General features: G+C 50.1%; 22 protein-coding genes, 2 tRNA genes and 1 riboswitch. Of the genes, 11 read left to right on the top strand and 13 right to left on the bottom strand.

Annotation, left to right across the window (positions count from 1 at the left end; genetic code table 11):
* Positions 1-79 precede the first annotated feature (79 nt).
* From tolA to ACPAOP_RS10700, 8 genes are all read left to right on the top strand, one after another.
* Positions 80-1,048 (top strand): cell envelope integrity protein TolA, encoded by a 969-nt coding sequence (gene tolA / locus ACPAOP_RS10735; protein ID WP_423707965.1) that lies wholly within the window; start codon positions 80-82, stop codon positions 1,046-1,048.
* A gap of 9 nt (positions 1,049-1,057) precedes the next feature.
* Complete coding sequence (gene tolB / locus ACPAOP_RS10730; RefSeq protein WP_423707963.1) at positions 1,058-2,341, top strand: Tol-Pal system beta propeller repeat protein TolB; 1,284 nt, start codon at positions 1,058-1,060, stop codon at positions 2,339-2,341.
* Positions 2,342-2,375: 34 nt separating this feature from the next.
* Positions 2,376-2,912: a peptidoglycan-associated lipoprotein Pal gene (gene pal, locus ACPAOP_RS10725; RefSeq protein ID WP_423682204.1), complete on the top strand. Its 537-nt coding sequence runs from the start codon at positions 2,376-2,378 to the stop codon at positions 2,910-2,912.
* Between the two features lie 102 nt (positions 2,913-3,014).
* The gene (gene ybgF, locus ACPAOP_RS10720; RefSeq protein WP_423707962.1) at positions 3,015-3,788 is read left to right on the top strand and encodes a tol-pal system protein YbgF; all 774 of its coding nucleotides are present in this window, start codon (positions 3,015-3,017) and stop codon (positions 3,786-3,788) included.
* A 71-nt stretch (positions 3,789-3,859) separates the two neighbouring features.
* Positions 3,860-3,935 (top strand) — tRNA-Lys (locus ACPAOP_RS10715).
* Between the two features lie 54 nt (positions 3,936-3,989).
* Positions 3,990-4,065, top strand: a tRNA-Lys gene (locus tag ACPAOP_RS10710).
* Positions 4,066-4,220: 155 nt separating this feature from the next.
* The gene (locus tag ACPAOP_RS10705) at positions 4,221-5,129 is read left to right on the top strand and encodes a class I SAM-dependent methyltransferase (RefSeq protein WP_423682206.1); all 909 of its coding nucleotides are present in this window, start codon (positions 4,221-4,223) and stop codon (positions 5,127-5,129) included.
* Positions 5,130-5,226: 97 nt separating this feature from the next.
* Positions 5,227-6,684 carry a Ppx/GppA family phosphatase gene (locus ACPAOP_RS10700; RefSeq protein ID WP_423707961.1) on the top strand — a complete coding sequence of 486 codons (1,458 nt, stop codon included), beginning with the start codon at positions 5,227-5,229 and terminating at the stop codon, positions 6,682-6,684.
* Between the two features lie 152 nt (positions 6,685-6,836).
* Here ACPAOP_RS10700 and ACPAOP_RS10695 read toward each other — a convergent pair whose 3' ends face one another.
* The 13 genes from ACPAOP_RS10695 to ACPAOP_RS10635 all read right to left on the bottom strand — a co-directional run bounded on the left by ACPAOP_RS10695 (position 6,837) and on the right by ACPAOP_RS10635 (position 19,247).
* Positions 6,837-8,570 (bottom strand): methyl-accepting chemotaxis protein, encoded by a 1,734-nt coding sequence (locus tag ACPAOP_RS10695; protein WP_423707959.1) that lies wholly within the window; start codon positions 8,568-8,570, stop codon positions 6,837-6,839.
* Between the two features lie 728 nt (positions 8,571-9,298).
* The gene (locus ACPAOP_RS10690) at positions 9,299-11,434 is read right to left on the bottom strand and encodes a TonB-dependent siderophore receptor (RefSeq protein ID WP_423707958.1); all 2,136 of its coding nucleotides are present in this window, start codon (positions 11,432-11,434) and stop codon (positions 9,299-9,301) included.
* Between the two features lie 58 nt (positions 11,435-11,492).
* Positions 11,493-11,591: riboswitch (TPP riboswitch) on the bottom strand.
* Positions 11,592-11,717: 126 nt separating this feature from the next.
* On the bottom strand, positions 11,718-12,602 hold the full coding sequence (rarD, locus tag ACPAOP_RS10685; protein ID WP_423682212.1) for an EamA family transporter RarD: 885 nt from the start codon (positions 12,600-12,602) through the stop codon (positions 11,718-11,720).
* A gap of 146 nt (positions 12,603-12,748) precedes the next feature.
* Positions 12,749-13,636: a cobalamin-binding protein gene (locus ACPAOP_RS10680; RefSeq protein ID WP_423707956.1), complete on the bottom strand. Its 888-nt coding sequence runs from the start codon at positions 13,634-13,636 to the stop codon at positions 12,749-12,751.
* Positions 13,636-14,475, bottom strand: a complete 840-nt coding sequence (gene panC / locus ACPAOP_RS10675) for a pantoate--beta-alanine ligase (protein ID WP_423682215.1) — start codon at positions 14,473-14,475, stop codon at positions 13,636-13,638. The genes ACPAOP_RS10680 and panC overlap by 1 nt, the downstream gene beginning before the upstream one ends.
* 34 nt (positions 14,476-14,509) lie before the next feature.
* Positions 14,510-15,364: a segregation and condensation protein A gene (locus ACPAOP_RS10670; RefSeq protein ID WP_423682216.1), complete on the bottom strand. Its 855-nt coding sequence runs from the start codon at positions 15,362-15,364 to the stop codon at positions 14,510-14,512.
* A 23-nt stretch (positions 15,365-15,387) separates the two neighbouring features.
* On the bottom strand, positions 15,388-15,597 hold the full coding sequence (locus tag ACPAOP_RS10665) for a DUF3460 family protein (protein WP_423682217.1): 210 nt from the start codon (positions 15,595-15,597) through the stop codon (positions 15,388-15,390).
* Positions 15,598-15,744: 147 nt separating this feature from the next.
* Positions 15,745-16,326: a TIGR00730 family Rossman fold protein gene (locus ACPAOP_RS10660; protein ID WP_423682218.1), complete on the bottom strand. Its 582-nt coding sequence runs from the start codon at positions 16,324-16,326 to the stop codon at positions 15,745-15,747.
* Positions 16,323-16,994: a TetR/AcrR family transcriptional regulator gene (locus ACPAOP_RS10655; RefSeq protein ID WP_186885105.1), complete on the bottom strand. Its 672-nt coding sequence runs from the start codon at positions 16,992-16,994 to the stop codon at positions 16,323-16,325. Before ACPAOP_RS10655 ends, ACPAOP_RS10660 begins: the two co-directional genes overlap by 4 nt.
* 65 nt (positions 16,995-17,059) lie before the next feature.
* A complete protein-coding gene (locus ACPAOP_RS10650) occupies positions 17,060-17,572 on the bottom strand; it encodes an RDD family protein (RefSeq protein WP_423682220.1) in 513 nt (170 codons plus the stop codon).
* A gap of 3 nt (positions 17,573-17,575) precedes the next feature.
* Positions 17,576-18,259, bottom strand: a complete 684-nt coding sequence (locus tag ACPAOP_RS10645; RefSeq protein WP_423682221.1) for a DUF3106 domain-containing protein — start codon at positions 18,257-18,259, stop codon at positions 17,576-17,578.
* A 2-nt stretch (positions 18,260-18,261) separates the two neighbouring features.
* The gene (locus ACPAOP_RS10640; protein WP_423682223.1) at positions 18,262-18,678 is read right to left on the bottom strand and encodes a DUF3619 family protein; all 417 of its coding nucleotides are present in this window, start codon (positions 18,676-18,678) and stop codon (positions 18,262-18,264) included.
* Positions 18,675-19,247 carry an RNA polymerase sigma factor gene (locus ACPAOP_RS10635; protein WP_423682224.1) on the bottom strand — a complete coding sequence of 191 codons (573 nt, stop codon included), beginning with the start codon at positions 19,245-19,247 and terminating at the stop codon, positions 18,675-18,677. Before ACPAOP_RS10635 ends, ACPAOP_RS10640 begins: the two co-directional genes overlap by 4 nt.
* 527 nt (positions 19,248-19,774) lie before the next feature.
* On the opposite strand from ACPAOP_RS10635, the gene ACPAOP_RS10630 reads away from it, so the two are divergent.
* From ACPAOP_RS10630 to ilvC, 3 genes are read left to right on the top strand one after another with little or no spacing between them, the layout of a single operon-like run.
* On the top strand, positions 19,775-21,490 hold the full coding sequence (locus tag ACPAOP_RS10630; protein WP_423682225.1) for an acetolactate synthase 3 catalytic subunit: 1,716 nt from the start codon (positions 19,775-19,777) through the stop codon (positions 21,488-21,490).
* Position 21,491: 1 nt separating this feature from the next.
* On the top strand, positions 21,492-21,983 hold the full coding sequence (ilvN, locus tag ACPAOP_RS10625) for an acetolactate synthase small subunit (RefSeq protein ID WP_423682226.1): 492 nt from the start codon (positions 21,492-21,494) through the stop codon (positions 21,981-21,983).
* 57 nt (positions 21,984-22,040) lie between these two features.
* On the top strand, positions 22,041-23,057 hold the full coding sequence (ilvC, locus tag ACPAOP_RS10620; protein ID WP_423682227.1) for a ketol-acid reductoisomerase: 1,017 nt from the start codon (positions 22,041-22,043) through the stop codon (positions 23,055-23,057).
* Positions 23,058-23,496 lie beyond the last annotated feature (439 nt).

Raw genomic sequence — 23,496 nt, 5'->3', positions numbered from 1 at the left:
GCGGTATCAATTTAATCTTTCGCCCACGAAATCTCAGACTGATTGGAACTAATCCAGTGCTGGCGAATCATAAAAGGTTATGAATCAAGTTTCTACTTCAGCTTACCCGGGAAACATCCACCAATCTGAGGCGGTTAACTGGCGTCCAGTTGTGCTGGCGGCGCTGGTTCACGTTTTACTGTTAGGCTTTTTGTGGATCGGAGTCAGCTGGCAAAATAAAGAATCGACCGCAGTCGAAGCCGAAGTCTGGGATATGACGACGCGTGAAGCTGCACCCGTCGCTGTTGAGATTCCTCCTGCGCCGCAACCAGAACCAGAACCGGTCAAATCTCAAGATATTCCTCCTCCACCTCCCGTAGTAAAAAACGAATTGCCAAAGGAAGATCCTGAGATCGCTTTGCAGCAAGAGAAAAAACGACTGCTCGCGGAAAAGAAAAAAGCCGAAGAACATCAGCGTGCGCTGGCTGAGGAAAAACGTCAGGCAGAGCAAGAGCTGCAGGCGAAAAAAGAGAAAGAGCGTGAGAAATTACGCGAAAAAGAACGTGAGCAGGAAAAAGAGCGTCTGAAAGAAAAAGAGCGCGAAAAAGAGCGTGAAAAAGAAAAAGCCGAGAAACAAAAATTAGCGGATCAAAAAGCGCAGCAGGCAAAAGAAAAAGCCGCCAGCGACAAATTGTTCAAAGAAAATATGCAGCGTTTATCAGCGCAAGCCGGTGTCACCGGTAGCGGAGGCACAGGTACAGCCGCGAAATCGACCGGCAATAATCGTGGCGATCCGAGCTACATGGCAAAAATTGCGGCGAAAGTGCGCTCGAACACAATTTACAGTGGCGTTGAATCTGTTGCTGGTAACCCAACGGTAGAGTATAGAATTGAACTGATTCCTGACGGTTCTTTACGCGGAGCCGTTAAAAAACTGAAGTCGTCCGGTAATCTGGCGTTTGACGAAGCGGTAGCAAAAGGGATAGAAAAATCTGCTCCTTTCCCTAAAGATAAAAACGGTCAGGTCCCGGCAACCCTGGATTTCGCTTACAAAATGAAGGAAGAGTGATAGGTAATGATGTCTTTTTTGAGAAAAATTATTGTTCGTGTCGTACTCGCTTCCGCGACTGGCAGCGCCTTGATTGCACCGGCCAGCGCACAGCTACGTATTGAAATTGCAGGCGTCGGATCGAGCCAGATTCCGGTGGCGATTGCCGCATTTGCGGACGAAGCGATGACTCCGCAACAAATCACCAGCATTATCAAAGACGATCTGAACCGCAGCGGATATTTCAAAATTATCGAGGCTGGTGCCGTCATCACGGAAACCAGTCCGGTCAATTTTGATGAATGGAAAAAGCGTGGTGCCGAAGCACTGGTGGTTGGTAGTGTGCAGCGTCTTGCAGATGGCCGCTTTGATGTTCGCTACAAGTTACTCGATACTATGAAGTCCGCGTCTTTGTCGGGCTTTTCGGTGGCTGCAGCACCTGAGAACACGCGTAAGACTGCCCACAGGATCGCGGATGATATTTATGAAAAGCTGACTGGTGTCCGTGGCGTATTCTCAACAAGAATCGCTTATGTGACCAAGGCGGGACGTGAGTATCGTCTGGAAGTCGCTGATGCGGACGGTGAAGGCGTCCGCGTTGCACTGCGTTCAAATGAACCGATTATTTCGCCGTCGTGGTCTGCAGATGGTACTAAGGTTGCCTATGTGTCATTTGAGGCAAAAAAACCTGTGATCTGGGTACAGAATCTGATGACCGGTGAGCGCAGGGTGATTGCGAATTACAAAGGCAGTAACTCGGCTCCGGCCTGGTCGCCGGATGGCTCAAAGTTAGCGATTGCATTGTCACGTGATGGTTTGACGCAGATTTATTCCGTCAATGCCGACGGCTCTGGATTGCAGCGCCTGACCAGCAGTAGCGGTATCGATACTGAACCGCAGTTTTCTGCAGATGGACAGTCGATTTACTTTCTGAGTGATCGTAGCGGTGGTCCCCAGATCTATCGCATGAACAGTAATGGTGGCGAGGCGAAGCGTGTGACGTTCAGCGGGAGTTATAATATTACACCGCGGATTTCGCCGGATGGTCGCACATTAGCTTACATCTCACGCCGTGACGGTAAGTTCCAGTTGTATGCACTTGACCTGGTCAGTGGTCAGGAACAGAGACTGTCAGATACAAGTAAAGACGAATCTCCAAGTTTTTCGCCAAATGGCCGTTACATCATGTACGCAACTGAATCTGGTCGTCGTGGTACTTTGGCCGTAGTTTCAGTTGATGGTAAGGTTAAGCAAAAATTGACGGTGCAAGCCGGAGATATTCGGGAGCCCACCTGGGGTCCTTTCATGAAATAAGTTGTAATCACTTTTTTTTTAATCAGGAGAGAAAATGCGCTTCACATCCCAATCCAAAACTCTGGCTATGCTGGTTTCCAGCGTTGTTCTGATGACTGCCTGTGCTTCTAAAGTACCGCTCGAAGACAAAGCAAAAATCGAAGAAAAACCTGTTGCAACAACGCAGACTCCGGCTGATCCTAATGCAGTTAAAACAGTCAATACTGGTTCTGTCGATCCTTTGAATGATCCAAAAGGTGTATTGGCGAAACGCAGTGTTTATTTCGACTTCGACAGCTATGTTGTTAAAGATGAGTACAAGTCCGTTGTTGAAGCGCATTCCAAATATCTGAGCACAAACAAAGGCCGTAAGATCCTGATTCAAGGTAATACGGATGAACGCGGCGGCAGCGAATACAACCTGGCTCTGGGCCAGAAACGTGCTGAAGCTGTTCGTAAATCCATGACTTTGCTGGGCGTTTCTGAAGCGCAGATCGAAGCCGTCTCTTTGGGTAAAGAAAAACCAAAAGCAGAAGGTCACGATGAAGCTGCATGGGCAGAAAACCGCCGTGCTGATATCGTCTATCAGTAATAGCTGCGTAGTTTAAAAGTGCCTTTGATGGTCTTTTGAGCTTATCTGACGCCGGATTCCTTATGCGGGATATCCGGCGTCTTTCATTCTATTTTGATTGCTATGACATTGATCTCTATTCGTCGTTCTTTCGCTATTGCTGCTATATCAGCGGCTCTTTCTACTGCCTTGATCCCGTCGCTGGCGTCGGCAGGCATTTTTGATGACGATGAAGCGCGTAAAGCGATTCTGGATTTACGTGCCAAAGTAGATGCCCTGAATCTTCGTTTGGATAATAAGCTTGATACCAAGGCAGACAAAGGTACAGCACTGGATCTGGCTAATGACAATGAACAGTTGCGTGCCGAAATTGCCAAGTTGCGCGGACAGGTGGAAGTGCTGGCGAATGATATCGCCAATACTCAGCGTCGTCAGCAGGATTTTTACGTGGATCTGGATAATCGTCTGCGTAAGATTGAACCTAAGCGTCTGACTGTGGACGGTAAAGAGGCGACGGTCGAACCAAATGAGCAGCGTGCTTACGATAATGCACTCAGTTTATTCAAGGCTGGTGATTATAAAAATTCCGTGACCTCGTTCAGCAGCTTTCTGGCAGCGTATCCGCAGTCCGCATTTGCTGGCTCCGCGCAGTACTGGATGGGTAATTCCTATTATGCGCAGCGTGATTGTAAAAACACGATTGTGGCTATGCAACAACTGGTGAAGACTTATCCGGATCATCTTAAGGCACCTGATGCATTACTCAATATTGCCGGTTGTCAGACCGAGATGAAAGATAAAAATGCTGCGAAAAAGACGCTGGAAAGCCTGATTGCGCAATATCCGGAAAGCGAGGCAGCACATGCTGCCAAGAGCCGTTTGACGTCGTCAAAGTAAGCACGGCAGGGATTTAATCCAGTGAATGCCATTGACAGCATCCTGAAAACGCCATATAATTTCGGTCTTTCGGGTCGTTAGCTCAGCTGGTAGAGCAGCGGACTTTTAATCCGTTGGTCGCAGGTTCGAATCCCGCACGGCCTACCACGAATACAAAAAAGACTTATGTCATGTAAGTCTTTAATTTTTTTAGCAAGTTTTGGGTCGTTAGCTCAGCTGGTAGAGCAGCGGACTTTTAATCCGTTGGTCGCAGGTTCGAATCCCGCACGGCCTACCAAAACAAAAGGACTCAGGTGTATACCTGAGTCCTTTTTTGTTTTTCCAATCATGACGAGAGAAGCCGTGACCGGCACAATGCAAACTTTTGTATTGTTCTCCCATCGCCTGTGAATTGGAATTATCATTCCTGATTAGCTTAGCGGACAGTCCATCATGAAAAAGCCTGAAGTCAAAAAAAGCAAACAAAACAAATCAGACGGGCAACGCGGGCAGGATGCAACTGATCACAACGAAAAACATGAAATCCGTCCCGGTCAGTCGCTGGAGTTACTCAAAGAGCTGCATATCCTCACGCGCGATGGCAAACTGAATCAGGATAGTCGCCGCAAACTCAAGCAGGTTTATCACTTATATCAATTCATTGAGCCCTTGCTGGAAACTCTGCAAAAAGACCATGCTGATATCAGTTTGGTCGATCACGGGGCGGGTAAGTCTTATCTCGGCTTTATTCTGTATGACCTGTTCTTTAAAGTTGGCCAGTCACAAAGCAAAGCGCATATCTATGGGATTGAAACTCGCGATGAACTGGTGCAGCGATCGACAGAACTTGCCCGGCGCCTGGATTTTCCGGGCATGTCTTTCCTGACTTTATCCGTAGCAGATTCGATTACCTCAGATCAGTTGCCGGATCAGATTGATATCGTGACTGCTTTGCATGCATGTGATACCGCAACGGATGATGCGATACAGTTCGCCTTGAAAAAGAAGGCTAAATTTATAGTGCTGGTACCTTGCTGCCAGGCGGAAGTTGCTGCTGAATTGCGCAAAAATAAGGGGGATGCTGTTCGCAATAATCCCTTATCTGAAATGTGGCGTCATCCCATACATACACGCGAGTTCGGCAGCCAGATCACCAATGTGTTGCGTTGCCTGCAGTTAGAAGCGCATGGCTATCAGGTCAGGGTAACTGAACTGGTAGGATGGGAGCATTCAATGAAAAATGAATTAATCATCGCGGAATACAAAGGTCTGCCTGCGAAACGCCCCGCAGAACGGCTGGCAGAAGTGCTCAGGACGACCGGGCTGGAATCGATGCAGCGACGTTTTTTCGTCACACCGTAAATCTGGCGTCACTTGCAGGTCATAAAAAATGATTAATATCATTTTCATTCTGACGTGCTGTACTTTCTCATAGTATTGATAGTAAAGGATAGAAAACATGCTGGCCGCCGTTGACCTTGGTTCCAACAGTTTTCGTTTGCACATCGGTCGTCATGAAGGTGACGTGATCCGTGTTGTTAAAAGTGCGCGTGAGCCGATACGGCTGGCAGCCGGGCTCGATGCCGATGGCAATCTGACGCCGCAGGCGATACAGAATGCGGTAGATTGCCTGGCCCGCTTCCGTGAAATTCTGAATGCTTATCCGATCGATAGTGTCCGTGTTGTTGCAACCAATACGATCCGTATCGCAAAAAATTCTGCGGCGATTTTACCGCGTGCCGAAGCGGCGATCGGTCATCCGATTGATGTGATTTCCGGTGAAGAAGAAGGCCGCCTGATCTACATGGGCGTATCGAATGCAATCCGTGTCCCGGACGAGCGCCGGCTGGTGATGGATATTGGTGGTGGTTCAACGGAAGTGATACTAGGGCGCGGCCATGAGATCATCAAGGTGGAATCGTTCAGCATAGGAACGGTCAAGCACAGCGCCAGTTTTTTCCCGGATGGACGCCTGACGGAAGCTGCTTTTGAAGCGGCTATTTTGTCCGCCCGATCGATGTTTGAAGACGCTGCGCCACCGTATCAGCCGCAGCACTGGCGCAAGGCTTACGGCTCGTCTGGGACGATGCGGGCGATTGCCGATGCCATCATCAATACTGGTCTTGGCGATGGCAGGCTTACCCTGAAGAGTCTGAATGCGCTGAAACAATACTGTATCCGCAGCGGACAACTCAGCGAGCTTGAGTTGAGTGGCATCAAGCCTGAACGTGTCGCGATGGTGATAGGCGGGCTGGCCATACTGATCGGACTGATGGAAGAATTCAACATCGAAGTACTGGCGCCGGTCGAGGCAGGATTACGTATGGGCGTCATGTGGGATCTGTACTTGCGCGCAACCAAGCGCGACCGGCGTGAGGTATCGGTACAGAAAATCGGCCAGCTGTTCCATATTGACATGTCGCGTGCGAACCGCGTTGCGGATATGGCGAAATCGATATATCAGCAACTCAAACCGGCGAAAGATACCTATCTGCGTCTGCTGTACTGGAGTGCGATTCTGCATGAAGTGGGCATGGTCGTTTCTCACACCGGTTACCATAAGCACGGTGCCTACATGATAGAGAATGCTGATATGGCGGGATTTACCACCAGCGAGCAGAGAATCATGAGCAAGCTGATTCTGAGTCAGAAAGGTAATTTGCGCAAAATCAGTGAAGGTCTGGGTGATACGGATTTTGCCAAAGCGGTGCTGGCATTGCGTCTGGCCGTGATGCTGATGCATTCGCGGGCAGAAATTGACTATGAAGATATTCGCCTCAAAATGAAAAAGAATATCGAACTCGATATGCGTCGCGACTGGGTTTCTCTGCATCCGACGGTGGCTTACTGGTTGCAGAAAGAAACCGAATGCTGGCGTGAGGTGGGCATGGATTTTCTGGTCCGCGCCAATGTCTGATCCGGCAGGTCGCTAAACTGAGCGATAAAGACAGACCGATAAAACAGGCAGTAAAAAAGGCCCGCATTTGCGGGCCTTTTTTTAATGATGTGTTAGCCGTTTTTCGCAGCGACTATGCTGTGTCGTCGTGACGATAAGTGCAGTCTGGATGCTTAAAACTCTTCCCAGTCTGAGTTTTCTTTGTTTGCTGACGGTTTTGCAGTTTCCGCGCGTTTTGTCATGGCCGCAATTTTTTTCAGCGGTTGTGGCTGACGCGTACCGGCGTTACGCGGTACTGCCTTCGCGGGGGCAGAGCGCGGTGTTGCAAAAGAAGCGCTGACGGCGCTTTGTGACGCATCGAGCTTGAACATGCTGACCACGCTCGCCAGATTTCTTGCCTGCTCTTGCATCGCGGCGGAAGCGGCGGCGGCCTGTTCTACCAGTGCAGCATTTTGTTGTGTAACCTGATCCATCTGGATAATGGCCTGATTTACCTGTTCGATACCGGATTGCTGTTCATGGCTGGCAGCCGTGATTTCGCTCATGACATCGGTGATGCGATTAACACCATTCACAATTTCCTGCAGCGCTGCGCCGGCCTGGCCTACCTGCTGAGAACCCAGCTCTACTTTTTCGACGGAATCGTCAATCAGCGTCTTGATTTCCTTGGCGGCGGCTGCCGAGCGTTGTGCCAGATTGCGGACTTCTGAGGCGACGACGGCAAACCCGCGTCCCTGTTCACCGGCGCGGGCGGCTTCAACAGCCGCATTCAGTGCCAGAATATTGGTCTGGAACGCAATGCCGTCAATCACACTGATGATGTCAACAATTTTCTTGGAGGAGTTGTTAATCTCTCCCATGGTATTGACGACCGTTGTTCCTGCATCGGTACCTTTGGCAGCCATGTCTGCGGTTGACAGCACCAGCTGATTCGCCTGACGTGCATTTTCTGCGTTTTGTTTGACAGTCGATGTCAACTCTTCCATGGACGCCGCTGTTTCTTCGAGTGAACTAGCCTGTTCTTCAGTACGTGCAGACAAGTCCAGATTGCCGGAAGCGATTTCACTGGAAGCAGTTGCGATCATATCGGTACTTTGGCGGACTTCCCCGACCACTTTAGCGAGGCTGTCACGCATTGTCTTCATTGCAAACAGCAGGCTGTCTTTATCGTTTTCGCCAGTTTCCACATTGACCGTCAGATCGCCGGCAGCAATACCTTTGGCGATGTCGGCAGCGTATTCCGGTTCACCACCGATGGCGCGCTCAATATTACGTGCAACAACCACGATGATGAGGCTCAGGACGATACCGATACCGATCAACAAGATGACGGCACTCCATAAATCCTTGATAAACGCGTCTGTCAGGTCATCGAGGTACAAGCCGGTAATGAAAGTCCAGTCCCACGGTTTGTAAGTCAGAACGTAGGCGCCTTTGGGAAATACCTGCTTAGGATCTGCATTACCTGGTTTGGTCCAGACATATTCTATCCAGCCTTCTCCTGGCCCTTTCGCAATGGTGGCGACATTGCGATAAAAAAACTGGCCGCCAGGGTCTTTAAAGTCTGTGACATCTTTACCGATGAGTTCGGCTTTGATCGGATGCATAATCACCGTCGGGTGAGAGTTGATCACGGTGTAGTAACCATCTTTGCCGTAGCGCATCGCCTTGAGACGTGCCAGCGCCTGTTTCTTGGCTTCTTCCAGCGGCATCGCGCCGGAATCTGCCAGTGCAGCATATTCTTTGACCGTTGACATGCCGACGTCAGTCGCAAAGCGCAATGCAATCTGCCGCTCTTCAAAACGATGTGCTTTATTCTGCAACACGTTGACCGTGCTGATACCGAGCAGGCAAAGCCAACTGATGATGAGTGGTAAATAAAGTTTGCTGCGAAAGCTGAGTTTCATGTCTCTTCCTATCGTGGTAACGGAAATTCTTCTTAAACGAGGTATGGCAAATCCGGGATACTCTGAGTGATCTGAGGTCGCAAGGGTAGAGCACCTCATTGTTCACGAGTTGTACTGACTGATTCAGCTTAAATCAGGACAGATTTACGCTTGTTTTCGATAAAGATGGGGTCACTTTATCCAAACCGATTCAGACTATCAAACCGATCAATTCAATATCAGACACTATGTTAATATAAAAACCTTGATTTATATCAACATTATGGCAATAACAACAAACACAATTTGTCCGCATTTTTCGCTTTACTTTGGATTTATCGCGCTGAAAAACAGGCGCGCCAGTATTTTCCTGTTTAGTCACTTTGTGCTGTTGATTGAGACTCCGCTATCTTCACATTGGTTTGCGCTCACCCTGCAATCCCTGTACCCGCAGCCTGTGTTTGTATAAAAGACGGGGAGTATGCTGAATTTTCGCTGTTATCTCTTTGAATACAGTGGCTGTTAAAAAATACTCCCCCCAGTATATTTTTCGTCAAAAATGCTCTTGGGCCGCCGATATGAGGCGGGTCATCGTCTATTGAGTCAATCCGGCAGGCAGGTAATCGGTCTGCGAATAAAAAAACGACGATCGCCGTGGCGTATCGTCGTTGTTGTTGCCGGAGATTCTTGGCGCGCTTATTTACCGCGTCAGTGCGGTTCAGGCTGACGCGAAATACAACACCACAGAATCAGAAGTCGAACTGTGCAGACAGTTTGTAAATCCGCGAGGCGCCCGGCAGCAAGTAACCGCCGAGGGACTGCGTGACATCGCGCCAGTAGAATTTATCGAATACATTGTCGATATTAAAGCGCAATGTCGTTGCGGTGCCGGCGATGCTGGTCACATAACGCGCACCCAGATTCACGACCTGGTAGCCGGGCACAATTACTGCGTTATCCGGCGAATAGGCTTTATTGCCGGAATATTGCCAGCTCGCATTCAGATTCAGACCTTTGATTTGCGCCACGGCGTAGTCGGCATAGATGCTGGATTTCAGCTTAGGTACGTTCAACACGCGCTTGCCATCCAGCGCGGCATTTCCCGTGTCTTGCTGTTTCGCTTCGAGTGCGGTGATGCTGGCGCCGAGGTACAGTTGCGAACTCAGCTTACCCTGCGCTGACAGTTCCAGTCCGGTGTGTTGCGCTTCGCCATTCTGTACATAAACGTTGACACTGTTTGTGTATTCGAGGGGTTTCTGAATGCGGAAAACAGCCGCAGTGATGCTCAGATCGCGGCTCAGATCATTCTTGATCCCGAATTCCAGTTGTTTCGAACGTGCCGGATTCAGCATCACATTCTGATTGCTGGTACCGAAAGGCGCAATGCCGCCATGTTCCAGCCCTTGCGCAAACGAACCGTAGAGAGACATGGTTTGTACAGGCTGATACACCAGCGCTGCATTCGATACCCAGGTATTGCGGTCGTAACCGGGATTATCGAGCTGGCTGCGTGTTATATGCAGGTGACGCACGCCGGCGTGCAGTTTCCAGCTGTCGCTGAGGCTGATAATGTCTTGCGCGAAGACAGACCATTCTTTATAGGTACGACGTAAGCTGGCCGCACCAGGCTGATTTGGCGATGGTGCAACGGCGACCGGGTTATACAGATTGCTGGTGCCAACGAAGTCGTAAATGTAATCGCCAAAATAATCTTTACGGCGCGAAGTCGATAAGCCCGCTGCGAATGCATGAGCAAATACGCCGGTACTAAATTTACCGCTGAGCAGTGCCTGCGTGCCGGTCATCGATTTCGATTCATTCAGGCTGCGATAGTCATACACATCGTAATCGCCGTTCGCGCAGTAACCGGGAAACAGATTGGAAGAACTGCAGCCATACGGAAATGCGGTGTAATCGTCACGTTTGAATTCATGCTGATTGGCGGCAAAACTGGCGTTCCAGTCAGCGTTAATTTTGTATTCAAAACGCAGGCCCACATTGGTGTTGCGGGTATCGACCGGTTTTGCCCACGGCTGTTGATTCAGCATCATATCGGCGCTGATATTGCGCGGCAGATCGGTGCCATTCGTGAGCTGGAAGCCCGGCACTGAGAGCTGCGATTTGTGCTGGTAATCGAGATCGAGTTGCAGTAAAGCCTGCGACGACAAATGCCAGTCGAACGCACCGGAAATGAACTGACGCTCACCATTCGCTCCTTTGACATACGAGCGCAGGCGTTCGCCGGCGGCATTGATGCGATAACCGAACTGACGGTCGGCGCTCATACCGCCCAGATCGGCACTGCCATACAAGGTGCCGCGTTCAGAGATTTCCGTGGTAATGCTGCGCAGCGCGGAAGCAGTCGGGCGCTTGGTCACGTAATTAATGATGCCGCCCGGCGTGGCAAAGCCAGACTGAAATCCGGAAATACCTTTGAGGATTTCAACGCGTTCTTTATTTTCCAAAGGGATCGAGGCATCGCCCGGAATCGCAAAACCATCTTTGCGATAGCTGCTGGAATTATCCAGCGCAAAACCGCGAATCGAGAATTGCTCGGCATAGCCGACAGCGTTATAGGCATCATTCACACTGGCATCAAATTTCATCGCATCGGTGGTCTGGCGTATGCGCAAATCCTGCATTTGCAGCGTTGTCCATGCGGTGACCGAAAACGGCGTCTCGATCAGTGCGGTATCCAGAAAACCGGCGGCTTTGGTGCGCTCGGCTTTGGCATCGCTGAGGCGGTTGCCGCTGACGACGACTTCCGGTAATTCTTTTTCAGTCGATTGCGCGTGCGCCGTGTTCCATGCGAATGTCTGAGCCACGGCAAGCGCGATCAGCGATAAGCGGCGTGGATGAAGATGATGTGCAGATGGTTTTTTCATGTTGTACTCTCGGTTGCGATGAAGTACAGCGCGGGAGTACACAAAAGGACGTGGCAGAGGCATGAACTTTGCGCTTCCCTTCGCTGGCATTATCCAGATCAGGTATAAGGGACTCTCTCACCCGGAAATAAAATTCCCAGGACCCCTAGCGAAGGCGCTACTTTAACATGAATCGTTTTGCACCATAAAAAAAGCACACCAGGTGTGCTTTTTTGCCTCAAATATACCGGGGGGAGTATCTTAAAACCCCCAGCAAATACGCTGAGATTTGATGCAAACAGGCTCATACTCCCTGTTTTTTTGCTCCCAAGCTGATCCACATGCCTTCCATCGAATACACCAGCAGCGCCGCCCAGATTGCGATAAAGCCGAGCAGTTTATGGTGATCAAACGCTTCGTGAAATACCCAGATGCCGAGTAAGAGTTGTACGCTGGGGGCGATGTATTGCAGCAGACCGAGTGTCGTCATCGGAATCCGGCGCGCACCGGCTGCAAACAGTAACAGCGGAATCGCCGTGATCGGGCCGCTGAGTGCGATCAGTATCTGCATGTGACTGTTTTGCGTCATAAACGCATTTTGCCCGTGCACAGTCAGCCAGGCCAGATAAGCGAAAGCGAATGGAAACAGTAAAATTGTTTCCAGCGACAAGCCTTCCAGCGCGCCCAGCGCCGAGGTTTTACGCAATAAACCGTAAGTGCCGAAGGTGATCGCCAGCGCTAAGGCGACCCAGGGCAGATGGCCGGTCTGCCAGGTCAGCCAGCCAACGCCGAGCGCGGCAAAGGCAACAGCCAGCCATTGACCGGGACGCAGCCTTTCCCGCAGCACTGCCGAGCCAATCAGAATATTCACCAGCGGCGTAATGAAATAACCGAGACTCGCATCCACCACATGACCATCGTTAACCGCCCAGATATAGATAAACCAGTTGCTAGACAAGAGCAGGGCGCTGAGCGTAAAACCGGCAATCACTTTCGGCTGACGAAAAGCCGCGCTCAGCCATGACCATTGCTGACGCCAGGCGAGCACGCCGGCTAAAAACAGCAGCGACCATAACATGCGATGGATCAAAATTTCTAAAGAAGGAATGCTTTGCAGTGCTTTGAAATACAGTGGAAACAGGCCCCAGACGATATAAGCCGAGCCTGCCAGGAAGATGCCTTTACGCATGTATCATATCCAGAAAAAAGCCGCACAGCGGCTGAGCTAAGCATTATCCCCGCAAAGACGGAATCATGCTTGAGAGCAAATTATTTTTGCACACCGACAGAGTACATCGGCTGTCAGCTCGCAGACAAACTTGCCTTCGCAGCGTTTTATTTTTCTCTGGCTGCGGCAATGTGTTTGCAGAGTGCCTCGGTACCATCGAGTATGCGCGGCCCGGCGCGGTTCAGCCAGTCGCCATTGACGGCGTACAGATGATTTTTCTTTGCCGCAGTCAGCACAGAAAACTGCCGCCACTCATTCAGGCTGTCGGTGTTGCTGCCACCGGTGATGATCGCGTCCGGGTTCGCCGCCAGCAAGGCTTCGACAGTAACGGTGGGGCTGATTTCTTTCAGCGCACCAAAAACGTTTTTGCCGCCGCATAAGCGTATCGCTGCCGAGACCATGTGCGTATCATTCAGCGTCATCAGCGGCTTGCGGTTGACCTGATAAAAAACACTGACAGGTTTGTCGCGAGCGCTCTGATATTGTTTCTGAAGGTTGGCGAGCCGCAAACGGAATTGCTCCGCGGCCGCTTTGCCTGCTGCAGGCGTGCCAGCCAGTATCGCCAGTCGTTCCAGCGAGGTGGCTACCATCTCATAATCGCGTGGCTCGCTTTCAAAAACGGTGATGTGATTGTCGCGCAATTTGTTGACCAGCAATTTACCGCTACCTGTGCCCCAGACGACAACGAGATCAGGTTTGAAGGCCAGCAGTTTTTCCAGGTCTAAGGCAAAGACATTGCCTACCGACGGTAATGCTTTTGCGGCCGCCGGAAAATCGCTGTAATCACTGACGGCAACGATGCTTTTTGCCGCGCCAGCTTCAAATAATAATTCGGTCGCATGCGGCGCCAGACTGATGATTCTTTGCGCCGGTTTGCTGAGTGTGATCGTGCGATCAGCATCATCTTTGACACTGACCGCCGCCACACTGCTGGCGCTGACCAGCAGTGCAGACAGTATGCAGACGCTGCCTATCAGCATGCGCAGCGGTGTCATCAGATTTCCAGATTGTCGATCAGACGGGTATTGCCGAGCTTCGCAGCTGCCAGCACCACCAGCGGCGCGCCTTGCGCGATATCGCCAGCCGACGGTGGCTGCAGATCAGCACGTTTGCGGATCGCGATGTAATCCGGTTTCCAGTGGCGATTTGTGAGGCCGGCCATCGCTTTACGTTCGAGTTCAAACAGATCCAGGTGGCCGCCACGGACTTCTTCTGCAACCTGATTCAACGCCTGATACAGCGCTGGTGCTTCGGCCCGTTCTTCGGCAGACAGATACATATTGCGCGACGATAAGGCGAGGCCGTCTTCGGCACGGAAAGTATCGGCTGCGATAATTTCGGTTGGTAAGGCAAATTGCTTGCTCATATTTCTGACGATCATCAGCTGTTGATAATCTTTCTTACCGAATACGGCAACGCGTGGTTGTACGCAAGAGAATAATTTCAACACCACCGTGGTCACGCCAGTGAAAAAGCCGGGGCGGAATTCGCCTTCGAGAATATTGCCGAGATCGTCAGGTGGACGAACGCGGAATTCCTGCGGTTCCGGATACAGATCTTTTTCTGTCGGTGCGAACAAAATATAGACGCCTTCTTTTTCCAGCTTTTCGACGTCAGCCTGGAAAGTGCGCGGATATTTGTCGAAATCTTCGTTCGGTCCGAATTGCAGACGATTGACGAAAATCGAGGCGACCACCGGGTCGCCGTGTTTTTTCGCCAGTCGCATCAGCGACAGATGACCTTCGTGCAGATTGCCCATGGTAGGCACAAATGCTGTGCGTAACTGACCGCTGAGATGGTCGCGTAATTCTTCAATGGATGAAATGATTTTCATGATGAATGAGTGATGTTTCGGTTATCAACAATACTCAGACTGGCGAATAGGCGAGTCTGACGTAGATGGGCGCGAAGGCTTCGGCCTGCGTGATTTCTATCAGTGTTTCTTTTGCCAGTTCGAGCAGGGCGACAAAATTCACAACCAGCACCGGTGCGCCGCGGGACGGGTCGAACAGTTCGGAAAATTCGACAAATTTAGTCGATTGCAGCTTGCGTAAAATAGCGGACATGTGCTCGCGTACCGATAGTTCCTCGCGGCTGATTTTATGATGGGCGACCAGCGTTGCCCGCTTCATGATGTCGGCCCAGGCGGCTTGTATATCAGCGACTTCCACGTGTGGCCAGTGCAATACCGTGTTCTGCTCGACGAATACCTGCGCATGTAAAAAATCGCGGCCTAACTGCGGAATCGCATTTAAATCGTAAGCGGCCAGTTTCATTTGTTCATATTCGAGCAGACGCCGCACCAATTCCGCACGCGGATCTTCGGCCTCATCGTCGGCATTGCTTTTGGTTGATGGCAGCAACATGCGCGATTTAATCTCGATCAGCATCGCGGCCATCAGCAGGTATTCTGCTGCAAGTTCCAGATTGTGTTCGCGAATCTGATCGACGTACTTCAGATACTGCAAGGTCACTTGCGCCATCGGAATGTCGAGAATATTGAAATTCTGTTTGCGGATCAGATACAGCAATAAATCCAGCGGCCCTTCGAATGCTTCCAGAAAAACTTCCAGCGCATCCGGCGGAATATATAAATCATTCGGCAGCTTGAATAGAGGCTCACCGTACAGTCGCGCAAACGCCATGCCATCAACGACATCGGGCGTGCTATCAACGGCACCGACCAGAGGTAACTCTGTCGAAGGGAGTTCAGAAGTGGTCACAAGCAGGGTGCTCTGACAGGATCTCAGCCTTTGTTTTGGTAAACGTAAGCTTGTTGCGGTACGCGGGATTCCTGATTGCGTTTTTGCATCTCCAGATCAACTGGCGCTTTATCCCACAACAACGCGCGGCCATCACGCTGGCTCTGTTCCAGCTTAGGATTCGCAGTTTTTAAGCTTTTGAGAAAGCTGGTTGCTTCAGATTCGTACAGGGAGAATTGCTTGGAGAATTTCATAGCTTTGAAATAAACACGTAAAGAACGGACGAAGCGGCATTTTACTCTGTATTTCCCGGAAAACCGCATTCGCCAGGGCAAGGATGATAAAGTATTCTCAGTCACAGATACTGTACTGCGTCACATCTGTGACTGAGCAGAGATGGATTACAAGTCCGGCTTATCTACCCATTTGCGTACGTGTACAGGTTGATATGTGCTGAAATGCTGTAATAATTCTGCCGGATCACTGCTGGAATAGAGTAACTCCAGATGTGCGGAGCGCAAGAAACCCTGTTGCTGGGTATTCTTTAAAAATGCCAGCAGACCGTCGTAGAAGCCTTCGACATTCAGTAAGCCTATCGGTTTGTCATGAAAACCCAGTTGTGCCCAGGTCATGACCTCGAACAGTTCTTCGAGTGTACCTATGCCACCTGGCATGGCAATAAAACCATCTGATAATTCAGCCATCATGGCTTTGCGCTCATGCATATTTTTGACGATGTGCAGCTCGCTCAGACCGCGATGACCGACTTCTTTATCCATCAGGGCTTTGGGAATAATGCCGGTGACGTTTCCGCCAAGTCGCATGACTTCGTCGGCGATGATGCCCATCAGGCCGACGTTGCCGCCGCCATAGACCAACCCCAGTTGTTGTTTGACCAGATTTGCTGCCAGTTGTCTGGCACCCGCTGCATAGGCGGGCAGAATACCTGCCGCTGAGCCGCAATAAACGCAGATTGCTTTCATGAGTGATTCATTTTTTGCAGATAATTCTGCGACATTTTTTCAAAAACCTGTTTGGTTTCGCCGCGTAAGTAAGGGCTGATCAGTACTATCACCTGATAACAGCCGCGCGCCAGTGATTCTGACATGGTTTGCAGCTCTGAATATTTACGCGGATTGCGCACATATTCATACGACAGCCAGTAAGTGGCGACTACTACCATGTTGGTCGCGAGTGCATCTATATCCATATCGGTTGCTTCGAATTCACCGTCGGCACGCAAGTCGTGGCAGAGATCAGTGGCGACTTTGATTTTGTGCGACAGGATTTCTTTAAAATTGAGTTCCAGCTTACGGTTGCGCGACAGTAAATCGCTCAGATCGCGGTAGAAAAAACGATAGCGCCAGACCAACTCAAAAGTCAGGTGCAGATAAGTCCAGATATCCTGGATATTGGCTTTTCTGCCTTGGGGGAAGGCGAGCTTTTTATTAATTTCCGCCTCAAACTGCGTAAAAATGGAGTTGACAATATCGTCTTTATTGCGGAAATGGTAGTACAGATTGCCGGGAGAGATGTTCATCTCTTCGGCAATTACCGTAGTCGTGATGTTTGGCTCGCCAAATTCATTGAACAAGCGGAGGGAAAGTTCGAGGATGCGTTCGCGGGTACGGCGAGGAGCTTTGTGTTGCATGTGATTCTTCTCGAAAAATTATTTCATTAGAATAACATCGTTCTGTTTAACAGCAAAACCTCTCTCTACATCGTGGCAATTTTCTCGTTCTCAGTAGAAACGTGGAATAAACGTGTTTTAGCGAGTTTATCGTGTAAGAATTGACCATTTGCATCGAAGCGGGACGTCATAGCCCAGCCGGCGATACCGAGCGCGAGAACGATCACCATCATCCATTCTTTGAGGCCAAGCTGGTAGATGATTGCCATTGCAGGAAGAAACCACATCCATGCCAGGCAATAGCGGACGATCGCCTTGATTAAGGGAAGCCTTTTACCGTCGGTATCCGCGACACGGATGCGCCAGGTTTGCATCGCAAGTGTCTGCCCGCTGCGCGTCCAGCAAAAGACAAAATAGATTCCGATAATGACGAACAGCCAGAGCTGCCGGAGATGACGCAAAGTCAGTGCGTGCTTGCTTTGCGTGATGACATCAAACAAAAAACCCGCAGCAAACACGATGCCGAAGACCAGCAGAGCTTCATAGACCATGCAAATCAAACGGCGACGTAAGGTAGGAGTGGTTAAAGCGTTGTTCACAGATTATTTCGAGATGACCTGGGATGCAGAAACTGCAGCCGGAGCGATGGCAGGTTCACTGACGGCCGGTACGCTGCCGGAAGCCGGCGCTGGTGCGGCGATTACTGCTGCCGATGCCGGCGCAGGCGTTACCGGCTTTGCCGGAGGTTTGGGGCCCAGCTTGATCGGTGCCAGTATCTGTGGATTTTTCACCAGATCAGGCGACAAATTGGTCACGCTTTTTTTCTTTGCATGTTCTTGTGCGAGACGTTGTTTTTCTTCAGCGCTGAGCTGCTGATATTGTTGCCACTGAGCTGATTTCTGCTCAGGCTTCACCAGTGAGCTCTTGGCGAAATTTTCACGTGCTGCCATCCGTTGTTCGGGCGTCAGTTTCAGCCATTCGCGCATTCTTTCCTGAAGCCGGACCTGTTCCTCAGGCTTCATCTTCGCGTAGCGATTACTGATTTCCAGCCATTTTTTCTTACGACTTTCCGGTAATTTGTCCCATTCGCTTGCCAAAGGTGCCAAAGCTTGCTTTTGTGCCGGATTCAGTTCCGACCACAATGGTCTGGCCTGTTCAGCCGGTGCCAAAAGCGCGACGGCCGGCTTTGAGGCCGGAACAACACTGCTACCGCCTGCCAGCGCAAAAGGCAGTCCGGTACCAATAAGCAGGAAAAACGCGCAATGACGTAAGTTGAAAAACGCCACGTTTACTCCTCCGCTTTATTCAGGTAAGCGCTGAAACCAGTATCGACATAGGCTGCGGGAGGTAACTCGTCAACGAGCACAGCGGCATCAATATCCGCTAATTCGCTGATATTTTGTTGCTGTTCATACTCGTAAATACCAAATAATCCGGCAACCAGCGCCAGCATAGGAAGCACTAATCCCACTTTGCCAAACCATGAACCCATGCCTTGCGATGAAAAGCCATTCACCCCGGCGAGGACGTTCTTGACTGCGAACACGCTGACCGTTGCTTCCGGCTTTTTACGGGCAAGAGCCAGCTTGCGCGCTTGCGCCAGCCTCTCCATTGCCGGAGACGGAATGTTTTCTGCTGATTCGTTCAGAGCTCGTTTTACCTTGTAGGCAAAATCCAGATCCCTTGATTCTTTTGAGTAGTTCATAACTGTATTCCTTTAGCCTTGAGGTTGGCGGCCAGTGCGTGGGTTGCACGAGAACAATGCGTTTTGACGCTGCCTTCTGAGCAGCCCATTGCTGCGGCTGTCTCGGCGACATCCATGTCTTCCCAGTAACGCATGAGGAACGCTTCCCGTTGACGCGCAGGCAGCTTTTTTATTTCATCATCAATAATATTCAGAACCTGTTCACGTTCTAATTTATCAGCAGTCGATTCTGCGGCTTCCGTACCTTCTTCTGCAGCATAACTTTCGAGCAAGTCAAAGTTATCATCATCTTTGTTGTTGCCGGGGATAATGCTGGAAAACAGGCTGACCCAGGTATTCCGTACTTTCTCGCGCCGGAAAAAATCCAATATGGTGTTCTGTAATATTCTCTGAAACAGCATAGGCAACTCATTTGCTGGCTTGTCGCCATACTTTTCAGAGAGTTTAATCATTGCTTCCTGGACAATGTCCAGCGCTGATTCTTCGTTTCTGACCGTGTAGACAGCATGCTTGTACGCACGTCTCTCTACATTTTCGAGGAAATTCGATAATTCTTTATCAGCAGCCATTGGTGGCGATATTCATATGGTGATAGTGCTTTTATTTATCAATAGCGGCCTTCGCCGTTAAAAAGCTGCCTGCTTTTAAAATTGCGCATATCCTAGCAAAAATAGCCTTACGTGTCCCAAATTTTGTCATACGACGAATTTTTAAGGATGAAATAGAACGTGGATAAAAACAGAAAGGAATAATTCTGCTTGACCAAAATGCTGCAACGCATTACCGTGTAAGTCCACTTCAAAATCTCGGAGTGTCAAATACTTGTCAGGAATGACCCACAATGTTATTGCCAGCAAGTGCGCTTTAATGAAGCTGTTTGTTCTGACCCATGCCACAAGCGTGAGAAACTTGTCGTTGTAAAGCCTTAACACTGATTGAACGAGTACCTTAAGCATTTTCCGGTACCACGCCCAACGGGGGTGTAAAAGAAAATGTCGCGGCACAAAAAGGAATATCAGCTCGCCGGATTTGCATGTCGGTTTCGCCAGGAAAGAACATCCGATCAATTTCCTATGGACCTTGAAAGGACAACATAATGAGTTCAGAATTAACCGGCGCAGAGATACTGGTCAAGTGTCTTGCCGAAGAAGGTATTGAGCATGTTTTCGGATATCCGGGCGGCGCAGTACTTTATATCTACGATGCAATCTACAAACAAGATAAATTTCAGCACGTCCTCGTTCGTCACGAACAGGCTGCAATTCACGCTGCTGATGCTTACTCACGTTCCTCGAATAAAGTAGGCGTGGCTCTGGTCACATCCGGACCCGGCGTTACCAATGCGGTGACTGGTCTGGCAACTGCTTACATGGATTCGATTCCTATGGTGGTTATCTCGGGACAGGTGTCTAGTGCTGTTATCGGCCAGGATGCTTTCCAGGAATGCGACACGGTAGGTATTACACGTCCCTGCGTGAAACATAATTTCCTGGTCAAAGATGTCCGGGATCTGGCAGAGACGATCAAAAAAGCATTTTTCATCGCAACAACCGGACGCCCCGGTCCTGTGCTGGTCGATATTCCTAAAGATATCAGCATGCACAAAACGACTTACAGCTATCCACGTGAAGTTGAAATGCGTTCATACAAACCTGTCGATAAAGGGCACGCTGGACAGATTCGTAAAGCGGTTCAGTTATTGCTGCAGGCAGAACGCCCGATGATCTACACCGGTGGCGGCGTTATTCTGGCGCATGCTTCCCCGGAACTGAACAAGCTGGTGGATGAACTGGGATTCCCTTGCACTAACACGCTGATGGGTCTCGGTGCATATCGCGCCAGTGACGAAAAATTTGTCGGTATGCCCGGCATGCACGGCACTTACGAAGCCAATATGGCGATGCAGCACTGCGACGTGCTGATTGCGATCGGCGCGCGTTTCGATGACCGCGTGATTGGTAATCCTAAGCATTTTGCGTCGAATACGCGCAAAATTATTCATATCGACATTGACCCTTCTTCAATATCCAAGCGCGTGAAAGTGGACATTCCTATTGTTGGTAATGTCAAAGACGTATTGCAAGAGATGTTGTCGCAGTTAAGCGCAGTTGAGACCCGTCCTGATCCCAAGGCACTGGCGGCATGGTGGAAGCAGATCAACGAGTGGCGTGGCCGCGAATGTCTGAAATACACACCGTCTTCTGAGCTGATCAAGCCACAATCTGTGGTTGAAAAAGTCTGGGAAGTAACCAATGGCGATGCCTTTGTGACTTCCGACGTGGGCCAGCATCAGATGTGGGCAGCACAGTACTATCGTTTCGATAAGCCACGTCGCTGGATTAATTCCGGTGGCCTGGGAACGATGGGTGTCGGGCTGCCTTACGCGATGGGCGTACAGATGGCGAATCCGGATGCGACCGTCGCCTGTATTACCGGCGAAGCCTCGATACAAATGTGTATTCAGGAATTAGCGACCTGCAAGCAATATCACCTGACACCCAAGATCATCCTGTTGAACAACCGCTTCCTCGGCATGGTCAGACAGTGGCAGCAAATTGATTATGGTTCACGTTATTCCGAGTCTTACATGGATTCACTGCCGGACTTCACCAAACTGGTGGAGGCTTATGGTCACGTCGGCATGAAAATTGAAAATCCTGCAGACGTTGATGGTGCCGTACGTGAGGCGTTCGCAATGAAAGACAGACTGGTATTCATGAACTTCATTACCGATCAGACTGAAAACGTCTGGCCTATGGTGAAGGCGGGTCAGGGCCTGACTGAAATGCTGCTTGGCTCGGAGGATCTGTGATATGAGACACATTATTTCCATCCTTCTGGAAAATGAAGCCGGTGCTTTGTCCCGTGTGGTCGGATTATTCTCTGCCCGTGGTTACAACATTGAGACGCTGACGGTTGCTCCGACTGAAGACTCGACCTTGTCCCGTATGACTATCGTCACCAGTGGTTCGGACGACATCATCGAGCAGATCACAAAACACCTGAACCGTCTGATCGAAGTGGTGAAGGTGGTTGATCTGACAGAAGGCGCTCATATCGAGCGTGAACTGATGCTGATTAAGGTAAGGGCAGTGGGTAAAGAACGCGAAGAAATGAAGCGTACGGCAGATATTTTCCGCGGCCGCATCATTGACGTGACCGAAAAAACCTACACCATAGAATTGACGGGTAACAAAAGTAAGCTGGATGCATTCATTGATTCCATCGATCGTGCGTCAATTCTGGAGACTGTCAGAACAGGTGGTTCAGGTATAGGACGCGGCGAACGCATCCTCAAGGTATAAGCAAGTATTCATCTGCCTCTGGCATATAAAAATCATTCAAATTAAATAGGATAAAAAATGAAAGTTTTCTACGATAAAGATTGTGATCTGTCCCTGATCAAAGGTAAAAACGTTGCTATCATCGGTTATGGTTCACAAGGCCACGCACACGCTCAAAACCTGAACGACTCCGGTTGTAACGTGACAGTCGCTTTGCGTAAAGGCGGCGCATCATGGTCTAAAGCCGAAGGCGCTGGCCTGAAAGTGGCAGAAGTCAATGAAGCAGTGAAAGCTGCTGACGTCATCATGATTTTGCTGCCGGATGAAAATATCGCTCAGGTGTACAACGAAAACGTTGCACCTTACGCCAAGCAAGGCGCGGTACTTGCGTTTGCACATGGCTTCAACGTTCACTACGGACAAGTTGTGCCACGCGCTGATCTGGACGTCATCATGATCGCTCCGAAAGCACCAGGCCACACCGTACGCGGTACTTATACTCAAGGTGGCGGCGTGCCGCACCTGATCGCTGTCTATCAGGATAAATCCGGCTCTGCCCGCGACATCGCTTTGTCGTATGCAATGGCGAATGGTGGCGGCCGTGCCGGTATCATCGAAACCAACTTCCGCGAAGAGACAGAAACAGACTTGTTCGGTGAACAGGCTGTGTTGTGCGGTGGTGCGGTTGAACTGATTAAGGCTGGTTTCGAAACGCTGGTCGAAGCTGGTTATGCACCTGAAATGGCGTACTTTGAATGCTTGCATGAACTGAAGCTGATCGTTGATCTGATCTATGAAGGCGGTATCGCTAACATGAATTACTCGATCTCTAACAATGCAGAATACGGCGAATACGTGACAGGCCCACGCGTTGTGACTGAAGACACCAAAAATGCGATGCGCCAATGCCTGAAAGATATTCAGACTGGTGAATACGCGAAGAGCTTCATCCTGGAAAACAAAGCAGGTGCGCCTACCTTGATTTCCCGTCGTCGTCTGACTGCAGAACATCAGATCGAAGAAGTCGGCGCAAAACTGCGTGCGATGATGCCTTGGATCGCGAAAAACAAATTGGTTGATCAATCGAAGAACTAATCTTCAAGATCGCCGGGCATCATCCAGCGTGCGCTTGCAATCGCACTCAGCCCGAAGGCTAAAAGTCGTCCACTGGGACGACTTTTTTTTACGCCTACGAGTGCGCTTGGATTGCGAAAAATAAACTGGTTGATCAACGCAAAAACTAATTGCTGAGATCGCCGGGTATCATCCAGCGTGCGCTCACAGGCGCACGCAGCTCGAAGTCTAAAAGTCGTCCACTGGGACGACTTTTTTTACGCCTACGAGTGCGCTTGGATTGCTAAAAACAAACTGGTTGATCAAAGCAAAAACTAATTGCCAAGATCGCCGGACATCATCCAGCGTGCGCTCACAGGCGCACGCAGCCCGAAGGCTAAAAGTCGTCCATTGGGACGACTTTTTTTCGCCTCAAAATATCTGTTGTTTGTCGCTAAATTGAATAAAACAGGGGAGTATG

The sequence above is a fragment of the Undibacterium sp. WLX3042 genome (assembly GCF_049544825.1).
In the GTDB taxonomy this organism is placed as follows: Bacteria; Pseudomonadota; Gammaproteobacteria; order Burkholderiales; family Burkholderiaceae_D; genus Undibacterium.
The sequence above is the reverse complement of the archived record's forward strand: the minus strand, read 5'-3'. Positions and strand labels throughout refer to the sequence as shown.

Coding starts and splice junctions, on each gene's coding strand:
- tolA (WP_423707965.1), top strand. CDS start 80: ATGAATCAAGTTTCTACTTCAGCTTACCCGGGAAACATCCACCAATCT.
- tolB (WP_423707963.1), top strand. CDS start 1,058: ATGTCTTTTTTGAGAAAAATTATTGTTCGTGTCGTACTCGCTTCCGCG.
- pal (WP_423682204.1), top strand. CDS start 2,376: ATGCGCTTCACATCCCAATCCAAAACTCTGGCTATGCTGGTTTCCAGC.
- ybgF (WP_423707962.1), top strand. CDS start 3,015: ATGACATTGATCTCTATTCGTCGTTCTTTCGCTATTGCTGCTATATCA.
- ACPAOP_RS10705 (WP_423682206.1), top strand. CDS start 4,221: ATGAAAAAGCCTGAAGTCAAAAAAAGCAAACAAAACAAATCAGACGGG.
- ACPAOP_RS10700 (WP_423707961.1), top strand. CDS start 5,227: ATGCTGGCCGCCGTTGACCTTGGTTCCAACAGTTTTCGTTTGCACATC.
- ACPAOP_RS10695 (WP_423707959.1), bottom strand. CDS start 8,570: ATGAAACTCAGCTTTCGCAGCAAACTTTATTTACCACTCATCATCAGT.
- ACPAOP_RS10690 (WP_423707958.1), bottom strand. CDS start 11,434: ATGAAAAAACCATCTGCACATCATCTTCATCCACGCCGCTTATCGCTG.
- rarD (WP_423682212.1), bottom strand. CDS start 12,602: ATGCGTAAAGGCATCTTCCTGGCAGGCTCGGCTTATATCGTCTGGGGC.
- ACPAOP_RS10680 (WP_423707956.1), bottom strand. CDS start 13,636: ATGACACCGCTGCGCATGCTGATAGGCAGCGTCTGCATACTGTCTGCA.
- panC (WP_423682215.1), bottom strand. CDS start 14,475: ATGAAAATCATTTCATCCATTGAAGAATTACGCGACCATCTCAGCGGT.
- ACPAOP_RS10665 (WP_423682217.1), bottom strand. CDS start 15,597: ATGAAATTCTCCAAGCAATTCTCCCTGTACGAATCTGAAGCAACCAGC.
- ACPAOP_RS10660 (WP_423682218.1), bottom strand. CDS start 16,326: ATGAAAGCAATCTGCGTTTATTGCGGCTCAGCGGCAGGTATTCTGCCC.
- ACPAOP_RS10655 (WP_186885105.1), bottom strand. CDS start 16,994: ATGCAACACAAAGCTCCTCGCCGTACCCGCGAACGCATCCTCGAACTT.
- ACPAOP_RS10640 (WP_423682223.1), bottom strand. CDS start 18,678: ATGAACTACTCAAAAGAATCAAGGGATCTGGATTTTGCCTACAAGGTA.
- ACPAOP_RS10635 (WP_423682224.1), bottom strand. CDS start 19,247: ATGGCTGCTGATAAAGAATTATCGAATTTCCTCGAAAATGTAGAGAGA.
- ACPAOP_RS10630 (WP_423682225.1), top strand. CDS start 19,775: ATGAGTTCAGAATTAACCGGCGCAGAGATACTGGTCAAGTGTCTTGCC.
- ilvN (WP_423682226.1), top strand. CDS start 21,492: ATGAGACACATTATTTCCATCCTTCTGGAAAATGAAGCCGGTGCTTTG.
- ilvC (WP_423682227.1), top strand. CDS start 22,041: ATGAAAGTTTTCTACGATAAAGATTGTGATCTGTCCCTGATCAAAGGT.